Annotated in this window: 17 protein-coding genes and 1 tRNA gene; 7 read left to right on the top strand and 11 right to left on the bottom strand. The window is 67.7% G+C overall.

Going from position 1 to position 14,533, the window contains the following annotated elements; translation table 11 throughout:
• Nucleotides 1-90: 90 nt before the first annotated feature.
• The gene (locus tag DIE02_RS30105) at nucleotides 91-822 is read right to left on the bottom strand and encodes a glutathione S-transferase family protein (RefSeq protein ID WP_124489224.1); all 732 of its coding nucleotides are present in this window, start codon (nucleotides 820-822) and stop codon (nucleotides 91-93) included.
• Nucleotides 823-860: 38 nt separating this feature from the next.
• On the opposite strand from DIE02_RS30105, the gene DIE02_RS30100 reads away from it, so the two are divergent.
• The 3 genes from DIE02_RS30100 to DIE02_RS30090 all read left to right on the top strand — a co-directional run bounded on the left by DIE02_RS30100 (nucleotide 861) and on the right by DIE02_RS30090 (nucleotide 4,882).
• Nucleotides 861-1,835, top strand: a complete 975-nt coding sequence (locus DIE02_RS30100; protein ID WP_124489223.1) for a LysR substrate-binding domain-containing protein — start codon at nucleotides 861-863, stop codon at nucleotides 1,833-1,835.
• Nucleotides 1,836-2,081: 246 nt separating this feature from the next.
• Entirely contained in the window at nucleotides 2,082-3,422 is a 1,341-nt protein-coding gene (locus DIE02_RS30095) for an MFS transporter (protein WP_124489222.1), read from the top strand.
• A gap of 62 nt (nucleotides 3,423-3,484) precedes the next feature.
• Nucleotides 3,485-4,882, top strand: a complete 1,398-nt coding sequence (locus DIE02_RS30090; RefSeq protein WP_124489221.1) for an enolase C-terminal domain-like protein — start codon at nucleotides 3,485-3,487, stop codon at nucleotides 4,880-4,882.
• A gap of 69 nt (nucleotides 4,883-4,951) precedes the next feature.
• Here the strand turns inward: DIE02_RS30090 and DIE02_RS30085 are convergent.
• From DIE02_RS30085 to DIE02_RS30065, 5 genes are all read right to left on the bottom strand, one after another.
• Nucleotides 4,952-5,027, bottom strand: a tRNA-Ala gene (locus tag DIE02_RS30085).
• A gap of 65 nt (nucleotides 5,028-5,092) precedes the next feature.
• On the bottom strand, nucleotides 5,093-5,452 hold the full coding sequence (locus DIE02_RS30080; protein ID WP_124486880.1) for a c-type cytochrome: 360 nt from the start codon (nucleotides 5,450-5,452) through the stop codon (nucleotides 5,093-5,095).
• A complete protein-coding gene (locus tag DIE02_RS30075; RefSeq protein WP_124486879.1) occupies nucleotides 5,449-6,246 on the bottom strand; it encodes a BON domain-containing protein in 798 nt (265 codons plus the stop codon). The genes DIE02_RS30080 and DIE02_RS30075 overlap by 4 nt, the downstream gene beginning before the upstream one ends.
• 17 nt (nucleotides 6,247-6,263) lie before the next feature.
• Nucleotides 6,264-6,848 carry an SIS domain-containing protein gene (locus DIE02_RS30070; RefSeq protein WP_044846350.1) on the bottom strand — a complete coding sequence of 195 codons (585 nt, stop codon included), beginning with the start codon at nucleotides 6,846-6,848 and terminating at the stop codon, nucleotides 6,264-6,266.
• Nucleotides 6,849-6,975: 127 nt separating this feature from the next.
• Nucleotides 6,976-7,404, bottom strand: coding sequence for a YraN family protein (locus DIE02_RS30065; protein WP_124486891.1), 429 nt, complete (start codon nucleotides 7,402-7,404; stop codon nucleotides 6,976-6,978).
• Between the two features lie 46 nt (nucleotides 7,405-7,450).
• Between DIE02_RS30065 and rsmI the strand changes: the two genes are divergently transcribed.
• Nucleotides 7,451-8,329 carry a 16S rRNA (cytidine(1402)-2'-O)-methyltransferase gene (gene rsmI, locus DIE02_RS30060; RefSeq protein WP_044846352.1) on the top strand — a complete coding sequence of 293 codons (879 nt, stop codon included), beginning with the start codon at nucleotides 7,451-7,453 and terminating at the stop codon, nucleotides 8,327-8,329.
• 95 nt (nucleotides 8,330-8,424) lie between these two features.
• Here rsmI and DIE02_RS30055 read toward each other — a convergent pair whose 3' ends face one another.
• Entirely contained in the window at nucleotides 8,425-9,036 is a 612-nt protein-coding gene (locus DIE02_RS30055) for a septal ring lytic transglycosylase RlpA family protein (RefSeq protein ID WP_124486878.1), read from the bottom strand.
• A 662-nt stretch (nucleotides 9,037-9,698) separates the two neighbouring features.
• Between DIE02_RS30055 and DIE02_RS30050 the strand changes: the two genes are divergently transcribed.
• From DIE02_RS30050 to DIE02_RS30040, 3 genes are all read left to right on the top strand, one after another.
• Nucleotides 9,699-10,343, top strand: coding sequence for an MBL fold metallo-hydrolase (locus DIE02_RS30050; protein WP_044846354.1), 645 nt, complete (start codon nucleotides 9,699-9,701; stop codon nucleotides 10,341-10,343).
• Nucleotides 10,340-10,999: an exonuclease gene (locus tag DIE02_RS30045; RefSeq protein ID WP_044846355.1), complete on the top strand. Its 660-nt coding sequence runs from the start codon at nucleotides 10,340-10,342 to the stop codon at nucleotides 10,997-10,999. The genes DIE02_RS30050 and DIE02_RS30045 overlap by 4 nt, the downstream gene beginning before the upstream one ends.
• 79 nt (nucleotides 11,000-11,078) lie before the next feature.
• A complete protein-coding gene (locus DIE02_RS30040) occupies nucleotides 11,079-11,549 on the top strand; it encodes an Lrp/AsnC family transcriptional regulator (protein WP_006477376.1) in 471 nt (156 codons plus the stop codon).
• 27 nt (nucleotides 11,550-11,576) lie between these two features.
• Here DIE02_RS30040 and DIE02_RS30035 read toward each other — a convergent pair whose 3' ends face one another.
• The 4 genes from DIE02_RS30035 to DIE02_RS30020 all read right to left on the bottom strand — a co-directional run bounded on the left by DIE02_RS30035 (nucleotide 11,577) and on the right by DIE02_RS30020 (nucleotide 14,533).
• Complete coding sequence (locus DIE02_RS30035) at nucleotides 11,577-12,734, bottom strand: cation diffusion facilitator family transporter (RefSeq protein ID WP_044846356.1); 1,158 nt, start codon at nucleotides 12,732-12,734, stop codon at nucleotides 11,577-11,579.
• A gap of 238 nt (nucleotides 12,735-12,972) precedes the next feature.
• Nucleotides 12,973-13,266 carry an H-NS family nucleoid-associated regulatory protein gene (locus DIE02_RS30030; RefSeq protein ID WP_096508184.1) on the bottom strand — a complete coding sequence of 98 codons (294 nt, stop codon included), beginning with the start codon at nucleotides 13,264-13,266 and terminating at the stop codon, nucleotides 12,973-12,975.
• Nucleotides 13,267-13,619: 353 nt separating this feature from the next.
• On the bottom strand, nucleotides 13,620-14,279 hold the full coding sequence (locus DIE02_RS30025; protein ID WP_124486877.1) for a HugZ family protein: 660 nt from the start codon (nucleotides 14,277-14,279) through the stop codon (nucleotides 13,620-13,622).
• The gene (locus DIE02_RS30020) at nucleotides 14,276-14,533 is read right to left on the bottom strand and encodes a hypothetical protein (protein ID WP_124486876.1); all 258 of its coding nucleotides are present in this window, start codon (nucleotides 14,531-14,533) and stop codon (nucleotides 14,276-14,278) included. The genes DIE02_RS30025 and DIE02_RS30020 overlap by 4 nt, the downstream gene beginning before the upstream one ends.

The following is a 14,533-nucleotide window of genomic DNA, read 5'->3' as shown; positions in this document are numbered from 1 at the left end:
ATTTTTATCCGGGTGTAAATTGAATGTCAATATCACCCGGGTAAAAATTTGCCGACGCCGTGCGCGTCGGGTGAGCGCGCTGCCCCGTCTTCAGAGCGTCGCGGCCGGCATCGCGGTCACGCGCGCGCTGGCGAGCGCATCGTCGAGCGACACATGCCCTTCGAAGGCCGACGACGCCGGTAGCGGCCGGTTTTCCTCGATCGCGTGAGCGAACTGCACGCCGGCGTCGTCGGCGAGCCGTGCGCGCAGCGCGGCGACGTGCGGAAACGCATCCTGCTCGAACACCGCGTGATAGTCGGCCCAGCGGGCGATTCCCGCGAAATACGCGTCGGCCAGCGTGCGTTGCGCGCCGAGCAGCCACGGACCGTCGCCGCGCTCGAGCAGTGCTTCGAGGTGACGGTGCGCCTTCAGCACCTTGCCGCGACCGTATGCCTGCAGCACGGCTTTCTCGGCGCCCTCGGCGCCGTGTTCGTACACGTACCAGAGCGCGCCGAACGCGCTGAAGAACGTCGTGTTCAACCACGCGAGCATGCGGTTCAGACGGTCGAAATCCGCGCTGCCCTGGCGGAACGCGAGGCCGCTGTCGAGCGCCTGTGCGCCGACATGGCCGAGGATCGCGACGCTTTCGGTCAGCACGTCGCCGTTCGCGGTCACGAACGCCGGTGTCTCGGCGGCGGGGTTCAGCGCGAGGAACGCGTCGCTCGTCACGAGGCCCGGCATCGTGATGCGCGACAGCCGGTAAGGCCGGCCTGCCCATTCGAGCGCCACGATCGAGCCGAACGAGCAACCGGCGGGAATGCCGTAGAGAAGGATCGGAGACATGGGGATTTCGCAGAAGTTGATCGAGCAGTCATGCTCCCATGACGAACGATCGCGCAGTAGCCGCTAGAATCGAAACCCGTCGTTTCTCCTGGTGGACGCTGACAGTGAATCTGAACGATCTCTACCTCTTCGTACAGGCGGTCGACGCGGGCAGCATGTCGGCGGCCGCACGTCGGCTCGACCTGCCGAAATCGACGGTCAGCAAGCGCGTGGCCGAGCTCGAGCGCACGCTCGGCGCACGACTCGTGCATCGCACGTCGCGCAGCTTCCGGCTGACGCCGGTCGGCGCCGAATTCTTCGAGCATGCGCGCGCGGCGGTGATCGAGGCCGAAAGCGCGCGCGACGCCGTGCTGCGGCAGGCGGCCGAACCGGCCGGCGTCGTGCGGATCACGAGTTCGGTGCCGGTGGCGCAGCACATCCTCGCGCCATGCCTGCCGGCGCTGGCGATCGTGCACCCGAAGCTGCTGCTGCAGATTCATGCGAGCGACCGGCTCGTCGACATCGCGCAGGAAGGCTTCGACATCGCGGTCCGCAGTCATTTCGCGCCGCTCCCCGATTCCGCACTCGTGCAACGGCCGCTGGCCACGTCGCCGATCGTCGCCGTCGCGTCGCCCGCGTATCTCGCGCGTGCCGGCACACCGGACGCACCGGCCGACCTCGCTCGGCACGACGGGCTTCATCCGGGTCCTCAGCCATGGCGGCTGCAGCGCGCCGGCGACACCGTCGACGTCGCCCCGCGCATCCGGATGCAGGCGGACGAGTCGACGCTGCTGCTGCAGGCCGCGACGGCCGGCCTCGGGATCGCATGCCTGCCCGACTGGATCGCCGGCGCCGCGCTCGCGTCGGGCGCGCTCGTGCGCGTGCTGCCCGGCTGGCGGGCCGGCACCGTCACGACCACACTGCTGATGCCGCACCGGCGCGGCCAGTTGCCTGGCGTGCGCGCCGCGGTCGAGTTTCTCGCGGAACACGTCGCGGCCCACCACGGCGCCGGCCCGGACGACGCGCACGCGTGAACGGGCCTGCCGCCGAATCGCGCCCACAATTCGCGGCCGCCTCCAATCGATTCAATTCCTGAATCGATCAAGTCAGTAATTGGCATGAAAGCGCATATTTCGCCGTGACAGAATGATCCGGACGCCGTGCCCCCGGGCATCGGCGTCCGGCGTCCGGCCTCCGGCCGGCAACACCACCACGAAAAAACGCGCGCACCCGACGCGCAGCCGCACGACGGCACCTTCCGCCCTTCGGAGGAGACACTGATGAATCCGCTTCACGCATTGCCGGCGTCCGCGTCGGCAACGGCCCGGCGCACCCGCGTGCGCTGGCTCGTGCTGACCGTGCTGTTCGCGGTCACGACGATCAACTACGCGGATCGCGCGGCGATCGCCATCGCGGGTCCGGCGCTGGCCCGCGCGCTGCACCTGAGCCACGTGCAGATGGGCTTCATCTTCTCGGCGTTCGGCTGGTCGTACGTGATCGCGCAACTGCCGGGCGGCTGGCTGCTCGACCGCTTCGGGTCGCGCATCGTCTATGCGTTCAGCATCTTCTTCTGGTCGCTGTTCACGCTGCTGCAGGGCGGCATCGGCTTCTTCGGCGGCGCAGCCGCGTTCGCGCTGCTGTTCGGATTGCGCTTCCTGGTCGGCGCGGCCGAGGCACCGTCGTTCCCGGCCAACAGCCGGATCGTGTCCACCTGGTTCCCGGCCGCGGAGCGCGGCACCGCGTCGGCGATCTTCAATGCCGCGCAATACGCGGCGACCGTCGTGTTCGCGCCGCTGATGGGCTGGCTCGTGCACGCGTACGGCTGGCAGTCGGTGTTCGCGGTGATGGGCGTGCTCGGCTTCGCGTTCGTGCTGGTGTGGAACCGCACGATGTACGACCCGAAGGCGCACCCGCGTATCAACGATGCGGAGCTCGACTACCTCGCCGAAGGCGGCGCGCTCGTCAACATCGACCAGGCGACCGGCGCGCGCGACGGCGGGCCGTCGATGCGTCACGTGAAGGCGCTGCTGAGGAACCGGATGCTCGTCGGCGTGTACGTCGCGCAGTACTGCATCAACGCGCTCACCTACTTCTTCATCACGTGGTTCCCCGTCTATCTCGTGCAGGCGCGCGGGATGTCGATCCTCAACGCGGGGCTCGTCGCGTCGATCCCGGCCGTGTGCGGCTTCCTCGGCGGGATTCTCGGCGGCATCGTGTCCGACGCGCTGCTCAAGCAAGGCCAGTCGCTGTCGGTCGCGCGCAAGGTGCCGATCGTGATCGGCATGCTGCTGTCGATGTCGATGATCGTCTGCAACTACACCGACTCGCACGTGCTGGTCGTGCTGTTCATGGCGCTGTCGTTCTTCGGCAAGGGGCTCGGCGCGCTCGGCTGGGCCGTCAACGCCGACACCGCGCCGCGCCAGATCGCCGGCCTGAGCGGCGCGCTGCTCAACACGTGCGGCAATCTTTCCAGCATCACCACGCCGATCGCGATCGGCTATATCGTCGACCGCAGCGGCTCGTTCAACGGCGCGCTGGTGTACGTCGTCGCGCACGCGCTGGTCGCCGTGATCTGCTACCTGTTCGTCGTCGGCGAGATCCGCCGCGTCGAGCTGAACTGAACGGCGCGGGCCGCGCCGGCGGGTCCGGCGGCCCGTGCATCACCGGAACCAGGAGCGAACCGATGTCCGAATCCCGCCGTGCCGGCACGCCGCGCGTCACGCGCATGCAGGTGATCCCCGTCGCCGGCCGCGACAGCATGCTGCTGAACCTGTGCGGCGCGCACGCACCGTATTTCACGCGCAACCTCGTGATCCTCGACGACAGCAGCGGCCACACGGGCGTCGGCGAAGTGCCCGGCGGCGAAGGCATCCGCCAGGCGCTCGAGCGGATGACCGGCCTCGTGGTCGGCCAGTCGATCGGGCGTTACCAGGCGACGCTCAACGCGGTGCGCGCGGCGTTGTCCGGCGCCGGTGCGACGGCCGGCCGGACGATCCGGCACGAGGTGACGTCGGCCGGCGAGGCGGCCGTGCTGCGCCAGCCGCACGAGATCAACCTGCGGCTCGACAACGTGATCACCGCGATCGAGGCAGCGCTGCTGGACCTGCTCGGCCAGCATCTCGACGTGCCGGTCGCGGCGCTGCTCGGCGAAGGCCAGCAGCGCGACGCGGTGCCGATGCTCGCGTACCTGTTCTACATCGGCGAGCGGCACCGCACCGACCTGCCGTATCGCGACGAGACGCACGCCGCCGATCCGTGGTTCCGGCTGCGCAACGAAGCCGCGCTCACGCCGGCCGCGATCGCGCGGCAGGCCGAGGCCGCGGTCGAGCGCTACGGCTTCGCCGATTTCAAGCTGAAGGGCGGCGTGATGGCCGGCGCGGACGAAATGGAAGCGATCGCGGCGATCAAGGCGCGCTTTCCCGACGCGCGCGCGACGCTCGACCCGAACGGCGCGTGGTCGCTCGACGAAGCGGTCGCGCTGTGTCGCGGGCAAGGTCATCTGCTCGCGTACGCGGAGGACCCGTGCGGGCCGGAAGCCGGTTATTCGGGCCGCGAGGTGATGGCCGAGTTCCGGCGCGCGACCGGCATTCCGACCGCGACCAACATGATCGCGACCGACTGGCGGCAGATGGATCATGCGGTGCGGCTGCAGGCGGTCGACATCCCGCTCGCCGATCCGCACTTCTGGACGATGCAGGGCTCGGTGCGGCTCGCGCAGCTGTGCCGCGACTGGGGGCTCACGTGGGGTTCGCACTCGAACAACCACTTCGACGTGTCGCTGGCGATGTTCACGCATGCGGCCGCGGCGGCGCCCGGCACGATCACCGCGATCGACACGCACTGGATCTGGCAGGAAGGCGACGCACGGCTCACGCGCGAGCCGCTCGAGATCGTCGGCGGCCAGGTGGCCGTGCCGGAGCGGCCGGGGCTCGGGATCGAGCTCGACATGGCGGAGGTCGAGGCCGCGCATGCGCTGTATCGCGAGGTCGGCGGCACGGCGCGCGACGATGCGATGGCGATGCGGTATCTGGTGCCGGGCTGGACGTACGATCCGAAGCGGCCGAGTTTCGGGCGGGGGTGACGGCGGCGGAGCGGGACACGCGGAAAAACAAAAGGGCCCGGTCTTGCGACCGGGCCCTTCGGAATCCGTTGGTGGAGCGGAGGAGGATCGAACTCCCGACCTTCGCATTGCGAACGCGACGCTCTCCCAGCTGAGCTACCGCCCCAACAGACAACCATCATACACATGCATTTCCGCGCTTGGCAATAGGGGTTCCGTCACCCCGACGCGTCACTTCGACGGCGCGCCGGCCAGCACCCATTCGACCACGGAGCGCAGATCCGCGTCGCTCATGCGCGGGTGTGCCGGCATCGGAATCGCGCCCCACACGCCGGAGCCGCCGTCCTTCACCTTCTTCGACAGCTTCGCGACGGCCTGCGGATCGGACTTGTAGCGCGCGGCGATGTCCTTGAACGACGGACCGACGAGCTTGCGGTCCACTGCGTGGCAGCCCATGCAGGCATTGCCGCGCGCGACCTTCAGGCCGTCGCCGACGTCCGCATGCGCCGTGCCGAGCGCGCCGGCCGCGAGCGCGGCCGCCGCGGCGCCCTGCACCATCCATTGCTTCAACTTCATCTGCGTCGACTTCATTGCGGCGTGGCCTTCGGGTTACCCGGATGCACGCTCGACGAATTCGAGATCGGCGCCGGCGGTTGCAGCGGCGTGGACTGGACCGACGCATCGGGCACGGCACCGACCGTCGCGGCATCCGCGGGCGCGGCGGCGGGCTGCGCGCCGGATGCCCCGCTCGGCGACGCGGCCTGCAATGCCTGCGCGTCCTGCGGCTGGATGTACTGGAACACCTTCACGACCTTCTCGACGCCCGGCACCTGGCTCGCCGCATCCGCGCCGCGATTGCCTTCGTCGACCGTCACGAGGCCCATCAGATAGATGTTGCCGCGCTCGCTGACGACCTTGTAGTAGTTCGCCGACAGCCCCTTCGTCGCGATGAACTCGGACTTCACGCGTCCTTCGAGATACGAGTCGTTCGCGCGCGACGACAGCGACGATGCCGGCTCGACCGACAGCTCGTTGACGATGCCGTTCACGTTGTTGATGCCGCGCACGATTTCCTCAGCGCGCTGCTTCGATGCGTCGTTCGGCACTTCGCCCGTCAGCAGCACGCGGCGGTTGAACACCGTCACGTTCACGTGCGACTGGTCCGGCAGCCCGTTGTTGATCTGCGTGAGCGACTTGACCTGGATCTCGCGATCCTCGGTCTGCGCGCCGAGCGTGCGGCGATCGGTCGCGATCAGCGCGCCGCCGCCGGCCGCCGCACCCAGCACGCCGAGCACGCAACCCTGCAGCGACATCGCGAGGCCCGCCGTCAGCGCGGCGAGCAACGTGGTTCTGACGAGCGTCTGTTTGACGCGGCTTTGGTTCATCGACGGCTCTCCTTCGTTCAATCCTCACCCAGCAGCATCGCGTCGATGCCGTCGCACAGGCAGTGGATGGTCAGCAGATGGACTTCATGGACGCGCGCCGCGCGCGAGGCGGGCACGCTGATCGGAATATCGGTATCGGACAGCGCGGCCGCGACGGCTTGGCCGTCGCCCCCCGTCAGCGCGACGACGGTCATCTCGCGCTCGTGCGCCTCGTCGATCGCGGCCAGCACGCGCGGCGACGCGCCGCTCGCGTCGAGCACCAGCAGGATGTCGCCGGTCTGCCCGAGCACGCGCACCTGCTGCGCGAACAGCTGGTCGGCGGCGGATGCCCCCATGAGGCCGCCCTGCGACGCATCGGTGGCCAGCGCGATCGCGGGCAGGCCCGGACGCTCGCGCTCGAAGCCGCCGACGAGCGACACGGCGAGGTAGTGCGCGGCGGCAGCCGACGGGCCGTCGCCGCACGCGACGATCTTGTTGCCGTTCGCCAGCGCGGCGAACATCGCATCGACCGCGGCTGCGATCGGCAGCGACAGCGCGTCGGCCGCTTCGGCGTGTAGCGCGGCGCTGTCACGGAAATGTTGCTGAATACGTTCGACTGACATCGATTCCTGGTGAACTGGGCGCGTGGGCACACCGCGCGCAACGTCATGGGTGCGGCGAGTTTACCGCACTCCGGCACCCTCTCCGGGGGTATGACGAGAACTCTTTACATCTCGTCACAGCTCGCGGCTACGCATCGTCGGCACGAAATGCATCGCGCAGCCACTCGAGCCGGCCGGCCTCGAACGCGACGACGTCGAAACGGCACGCGGCACCCGCGCCATGCCGTACCCAGAAATGAAGCGCGGCCGCGACCAGACGCCGCCGCTTGCGCCAGCCGATGCTCGCGGCCGCGCCGCCGTGCCGCGTGCTGCGCCGCGCGCGCACCTCGACGAACACGAGCGTGCCGTCGGGCGTGCGCATCACGAGGTCGAGTTCGCCGCCGCGCATCGTCACGTTCGCCGCGACGAACGCGAGACCGCGGCGCTCCAGGAACTGCCGCGCGCGCTGCTCGAACGTCGCGCCGACCGACCTGGATCGCGTCGTGCCGGAAAAATTGCCGCCGCCGCGCGGCAAACCGCGCTCGCCGCCCGGCGCGGCAGGCGCCGCGTGGCACAATGCCGTCCTTGTTCCGCTTGCGCCGCGATTGCGCGCATTGCCTGCCATGACTGCCCTCCTCGAACTCGCGCAAACACAGCACTACCCGGACGCCGCGCTCTACGTGGTCGCGACGCCGATCGGCAACACCGCCGACATCACGCTGCGCGCGCTGCACGTGCTCGGCCTCGCCGACCGCATCGCGGCCGAAGACACCCGCAACACGGGCCAGCTGCTGGCCCGCTACGGGATCTCGAAGCCGCTCGTCGCCGTGCACGAGCACAACGAACGCGAAGCCGCGCTGCGCGTGATCGAGCTGCTGCGCGCCGGCGAACGCGTCGCGTACGTGTCGGACGCCGGCACGCCCGGCATTTCGGACCCCGGCGCGCGGCTCGTCGACGCCGTGCGCGCGGCCGGCTTCGCGGTGATTCCGCTGCCGGGCGCGAGCGCGGCCGTGACCGCGCTGAGCGTGGCGGGCGACTGGGCCGGCACGTTCACGTTCGCGGGCTTCCTGCCGCCGAAGGCGAAGCAGCGTGCGAGCGCGCTGCAGGCGCTCGTGCAGCACCCGTACGCGCTGGTCTTCTACGAAGCGCCGCACCGGATCGCGGACACCGTCGCCGCCCTCGCCGACGTGTTCGGCCCCGCGCGCCGGCTGCTGATTGCGCGCGAGCTCACCAAGCTACACGAGCAGCTGTTCCAGGGCACCCTGGCCGAAGGACAGAGCTGGCTCGACGGCGATGCGAACCGGCAGCGCGGCGAGTTCGTGCTGGTCGTGGAGGGCGCGCCGGCCGACGGCGGCGAAGCCGACGACACCGCGCACGACGCGCTGCTCAAGCTGCTGCTGGAAGAAGTGCCGGTGAAGAGCGCGGCGAAGCTCGCGGCCGCGTTGACGGGCGCGTCGCGCAACGCGCTGTATGCGCGCGCGCTGGTGCTGAAGGAAGGCTGACGCGCGAGCACGGACGGCCTCTGCCTCCCGGCACGCGGAAATGCAAAAGGGCTGCCCGAAGGCAGCCCTTTTGCGTAGGCGGACGAACCGCCGCGTTACCTCGCCGAGACCGACGCCAACATTTCGTCGCGTGCCTCGCGCGCTTCCTGCGGCGACAGCCCTTCGATCTTCACACGGCCCGTGCCGGCGTGCACGAGGCCGATCATCCGGGCAGCGGCATACGACAGGTCGAGCACGCGGCCGCGCTTGTACGGCCCGCGATCGTTGACCTTCACGACGACCCACTTGCCGGTCGACGCGTTCGTCACCCTGATGTACGACGACAGCGGCAGCGTACGATGCGCGGCGGTCAGCGCGTTCATGTTGAAGCGCTCGCCGTTCGCGGTGCGGCGGCCGTGGAAATCCCGGCCATACCACGATGCCCGGCCCGTCTGGCGGAACTCGGACACATCCTTGCCGTCGATCGGCTCGGCATCCGCCAGCGACGACTTCTTCGCGTCCTTGCTGTCGGCAGCCGGCATCGATGCCAGCGCGGAATCGAAATTCAGTTGCTGCTTGTCGTCATCCGCTTTCGCGGCCGCGGCCGTCTTGTTGACCGCGTTCTTCTGGTTGGCGCTGCCGGTGGTCTGGCTGGATGGCACCGCACAGCCCGTCAGCGCAAAAAATAAAGCAATGGTCCCGAATCGAGTCGGAAATCGAAAATTCATCGACGTGTCGCCTTCTGGTTCGGGCCGCACCAGTACAACGCTGCTGAACAACGCAGATATGCGGCCCGGACGGCAAATGCGTGCACGCCCCGCTCGGCTACGCGAGCAGGCGGCTAGCATGGGCGCGGCTTTCGTCTCTGCCGCAACCGTCCTGATTAGTTTTCACGTCTGGCGCAACCTGTCCCCGGCAGCCTGACCAGACCCCACATGCCGCCATCGAACATGGCTTTCAGGTTCGCGCGCGTCGCGTACAGCCAACGCACAGGAACGGCGGCACAGGCCTCATCCGGCGGCGCGGCAGCAGGGCCGCAGACGGGCGCGCAGCACCCGGCCGGACAAGACGTGAGCACCGAATGCTCGGTGCTGGATACACCGCCGGACTCCCCGGCGGTCGATGCTTGACGGTGAATCCGACACCCCGTTTAACGGGGTCGAAACACCAGCGAATTGCGTGAAATTCACGCGCAATGGGGCGCATTATACATAAACCAAAAGCCTGTCTCGAAAAGGCCCCCGTCCGGACCATTGATTCTCGCTATGGCTGTAACAATCGGGATGCTCCGGGATTGCCCGCACGAGCGGCGTCCGACACCGCACCGCAGGGCCGGCGTGCCGCGCGCGCGACCGGTACAATCGCTCCTTTTAGCCGCCGCGGTGCCTCCATGAAAGTCACGCTCATTCCGGTCACGCCGTTCCAGCAGAACTGCTCGCTGCTCGTCTGCGAAAAGACCGGCCGCGCCGCCGTCGTCGATCCGGGCGGCGATCTCGAACGGATCGAACAGGAGATCGCGCGGCAGAACGTGCAGGTCGAGAAGGTGCTGCTCACGCATGGCCACGTCGATCACTGCGCGGGCGCGAAGGCACTCGCGACGCACTACGGCGTGCCGATCGTGGGACCACAGGAAGACGAGCGCTTCTGGATCGAGCAACTGCCGATGCAGAGCCAGCGCTTCGGCTTCCCGGCCGCCGAAACGTTCGAGCCGGACCACTGGCTGAACGACGGCGACACCGTGCAGTTCGGCGACGAGACGCTCGAGGTCTATCACTGCCCCGGCCACACGCCCGGCCACGTCGTGTTCTTCAGCCGCGCGCATCGCGTCGCGATCGTCGGCGACGTGCTGTTCGCCGGCTCGATCGGCCGCACCGATTTCCCGCGCGGCAACCACGCGGACCTCGTGCGCTCGATCAAGGAGAAGCTGTGGCCGCTGGGCGACGACGTCACGTTCGTGCCGGGCCACGGCCCGGTGTCGACCTTCGGCGACGAGCGCCGCACGAATCCGTTCGTGTCCGACAAGGTGTTCGGATGAACCAGACCGCCATCCCCGAAATCTACGTCAGCACCGACGTCGAGGCCGACGGGCCGATTCCCGGCCCGCACTCGATGCTGAGCTTCGCGTCGGCCGCCTATACGGAGGACAAGCAGCTGATCGCGACGTTCTCCGCGAACCTCGAGACGCTGCCCGGCGCGCAGGCCCATCCGGTGCAGGAAGCGTGGTGGAAGACGGAGCCGCAAGCGTGGGCCGCGTGTCGGCGCGACCTGCAGGCGCCGGCGGCCGCGCTCGTCGCGTACGTCGAATGGGTCGAGGCGCTGCCCGGCAAGCCGGTGTTCGTCGCGATGCCGGCCGGCTTCGATTTCACGTTCATGTTCTGGTACATGATGCACTTCGCCGGACGCTGCCCGTTCTCGTGGTCGGCGCTCGACATCAAGACGCTCGCGTTCGCGATGACGGGCCTGCCGTACCGCAAGGCGATCAAGCCGCGCTTTCCGAAACACTGGTTCGACGATCATCCGCACACGCACGTCGCGCTCGACGATGCGATCGAGCAAGGCGCGCTGTTCTGCAACATGCTCGCCGACCTGCGCCGCCAGCAAGCCGCGCTCGCGGGCCTCGCGGTGGCCGACACCGACCGGTCGGAACAGGCGGGAGCGGGACAAAACCCAACGGATCCGCGGGCAAATTAGCGAATCTCGCTCAACGGCGCGCCGCCAGATTGCCTTTCCTTTCCCGGGCCTCTAACATTCAGCGTGTTGTAGCTGCCGCATGGAGGCGCAGGTGACGCTCGATTCCTTTTCGCAAAAAATCCTTCGCCTGTTGCAGCTCGACGCGCGCCGTTCCGTGCAGGAAATCTCCGACCAGGTCGGCCTGTCGAGTACGCCGTGCTGGCGCCGCATCAAGGACATGGAACAGTCCGGCGTGATCCAGCGCTACACCGCGCTGCTCGATCGCGAGAAGCTCGGCCTGCACGTCTGTGCGCTCGCGCACGTGCACCTGACCCGCCACAACGAAGGCGGCGTCGAACAGTTCGAGCGCGAGATCGCGACCTGCCCGGAAGTCACCGAGTGCTACAGCACGACGGGCGAAGCCGATTACATCCTCAAGATCGTCGCCCCCGACATCAAGGCCTACGACGTCTTCCTGCACGAACGGATCTTCAAGATCCCGGCCGTGTCGCAGGTGCGCACGAGCGTCGTGCTGCGCGAAATCAAGTTCGACACGCAACTGCCGCTGTAACGCGCGGCCCGCAGTCGCGGGCGCCGCTCACGCCTGCGCCGGCAGCCCGCGCGTGAAGCCGATCCGGCGCGCGCCGAACTGGCGCTTCAGCGCGTCGACATCGAGCCGGCCGGCCAGCGCCGCGTCGGTATCGCCCGCGCCTGCGTCGAGCGTCACGTCGATCTCGAGCCCCGTACTCAGGTAGTGCAGGTTGATCGCGGCCGGATGCAGCCCGCGCTGCGCGAGCGCGGCCTCGAGCCGCGCCGCGATCTCGGCGCGCGGCGGCAGCGCGAGCGCCGGACGGCGCGCCACATCGTTCTCGGGGTCGACGTGGATCAGCGCGTCGAGCACGCGCGGGTCGCGCAGCACGCGCGCTCGTGCGGTTTCCGCGATGTAATGCCCTTCGGAGACGGAGATCATCGGATCGACGAGGATGTGCGCGTCGACGAGCGCCGCATCGCCCATCTTGCGCGTGCGCAGGTCGTGCACGTCGCGCACGCCCGGCGTCGCGGCGAGCAGCGCGCGGATCTCGGCCGTGTCGGTAGTGTCGAGTGCGCGATCCGACAGGTCCTGCAGCGCGTCATAGCCGAACGTCCAGCCCATGCGCGCGACCATGAAGCCGACGATCGCGGCGGCGATCGGGTCGAGCAGCCGCACGCCGGCGAGACTGCCGACGATGCCGATCGCGACGACGAGCGACGATGCGGCGTCCGAGCGCGCATGCCATGCGTTCGCGACGAGCATCGCCGAACGCACGCGCCGCGCCTCGCGCAGCATGTAGCGGAACAGCGCCTCTTTCGACACGAGCACCGTGAGCGCGACGATCAGCGCGGAAAAATGGACGGCCGGGATGTTTTCGAGATTCACGAGACGGTTGCCGGCGCGCCAGAGCATGCCGATGCCGACCGCGATCAGGATCGCGCCGAGAAACAGCGACGCGACGGTCTCGTAGCGGCTGTGTCCGTAATTGTGATCGGCATCCGGCGATGCGCCACTATGGCGATTCGCAACCAGTACGACAAAATCCGAGATCAAATCGGAAATCGAATGGATACCATCGGCAATCAATGCCTGCGAATGCGCAACCACGCCGACGACGATCTGAAACGTCGCAAGCACCACATTCAGCACGATACTGACGAGGGTGCTCTTGCGCGCGACCGCGTGCTTATCTGCGCTTTGTGCGTCGTCGGAAAACGTGGACATGAAATACGAGATATCGGTTGGGACACGTAATTCTACCAAACGACCCTCGCGGGGCATTCCGATAACCCCAAATTTTCCATTTAAATCAACCGCTTATGCGAACGGGTCGCATTTTCATTCACGCGCCGTTTCTGACATTTTCATGACAGAACGCATACATTCCGATCCCACGATACAAAAAAGCCGCGCTCCTGCACGGATACGCGGCTCTTTTCGAGGCAATGATTTAAACAGTCGTTTAAATCGAGAACTGTTCGCGGTCCTTGCCGGCGATCCAGCGCGGCGGCTTGCCACGGCCCGACCACGTCGCGCCCGTTTCCGGATCGCGGTACTTCGCTGCCACGCCTGCGCGCGGACGACCGACCTTGCCTGCCTTCGCGCGGCTGAGGCCGAGTTCGGCGAGCGAAAAGCCGTAGTCGGCAATTTTCTGCTTCACGTCATTCAGTACTTCGGCGTATTCGCGCGACTTCGCTTCTTCGATTTGCTTCTCCAGCTTCTCCCGCTGGGCCAGCAGGTCCTTGTAAGAAGACATAGTTTCCCTTTCGATATGACCAATGGCGCCGATCTGCTGCCGGCTCACCATTCATGAAATATTTGTGCCTCGGATTTTGAAGGCAGAGATTAGCACAAAAAAGATTTGATAGAAGCAGGATTCACGAAAATCCCGAGACCAATTGTAATTCACGCATGTCATTTTGACCGGCCACGGCCTTTTCTCAAATTTTTACGCGCTTGCATAGAGATTAGGACATTACCGATCCGGAAATAGGTCTATCAACATACGCAATTACCCGCATTCGGAAAAATCAAAGCTTTCATCCGGCGACATGTTTGCGAAAATCGTACGGCGCGTGACGCTAAACAGACAAAGCTGAATCCGCGGCCTCACGTCACATCCCGCGCGCAGGCCATCAACCGCTCGCGCAGTGCGCCGGCATCGCCGGGCACCGGGTCGAACGGCGTGCGCACCCGGCGGCCGTCGCAGCGCCAGTCGGCGCCGTGACGGTCGACGCCGAGCAGGTCGAGCCCGGCGCGGCGCGCAGCGCTCGAGTCGTATGCGTCCCACAGCGCCCGTTCGTCGTCGAACCCGAGCGGCGGCAGCGCATCGAGGCCGGTGCCGTCCACCCAGCCCATCCGGCCGAATCCGCCGATATAGCGCAGCCGCTCGATCTCGAGCGCCCAGAACGTGAAATCGCCGAGCGCGAGATAGCGCGCGGCGTCGGGTTCGTAGCGCAGGTAGCGTGCGGCGACATGCGGCGCGTCGCCGAGCGGCACGAAGCGGCCGAGCAGCGTCGCGCGCTCGGCGTTCAGCACGTCGCCGTCCGGCGCGTCGACGATCAGGAAGCCCGCGCGCGGATCGGCGGCGAGGTTGCGTGTGTGCTCGGCGAGGCCGCTCACGAGAATCACGGGCCGATGATCCGCATCGGGTGCGAACGGCACGACCGTCGGATAGGGAAAGCCTTGCGGGTCGCGCGCGTGGGTCGCGAGCGTGCCGAGCGCGCAGCGATGCAGCAGGTGCAGGGCAAGGACGGGATCGATGTTCACGGTGACTCCTGCGATCGGAAGGCCTGGTGGCAAGGGTGGCGAAGGCGGGCCGCGCCGGAACGCGCCGGGCACGCCGCCTGCGCATCGATGTTACCCGCGGCGGCGGCTTGCCGGGCATCGGCCGAACGGCCGACGCGCCGCGTGAAGGCGAAGTGCACGCCGATCACGACCGGCGGCACGGCCAGCGCGCCGGCAAGACCGTAAACGGTTCGATAGAATCGGACGAATCCGACGGGCGCGACGCGCCCGCGCAT

Origin of the sequence: Burkholderia sp. Bp8991, from assembly GCF_003853795.1 — a bacterium.
Classification (GTDB): domain Bacteria; phylum Pseudomonadota; class Gammaproteobacteria; order Burkholderiales; family Burkholderiaceae; genus Burkholderia.
Note: the sequence above shows the minus strand (reverse complement) of the source record. Positions and strands in the feature narration are given on the sequence as shown.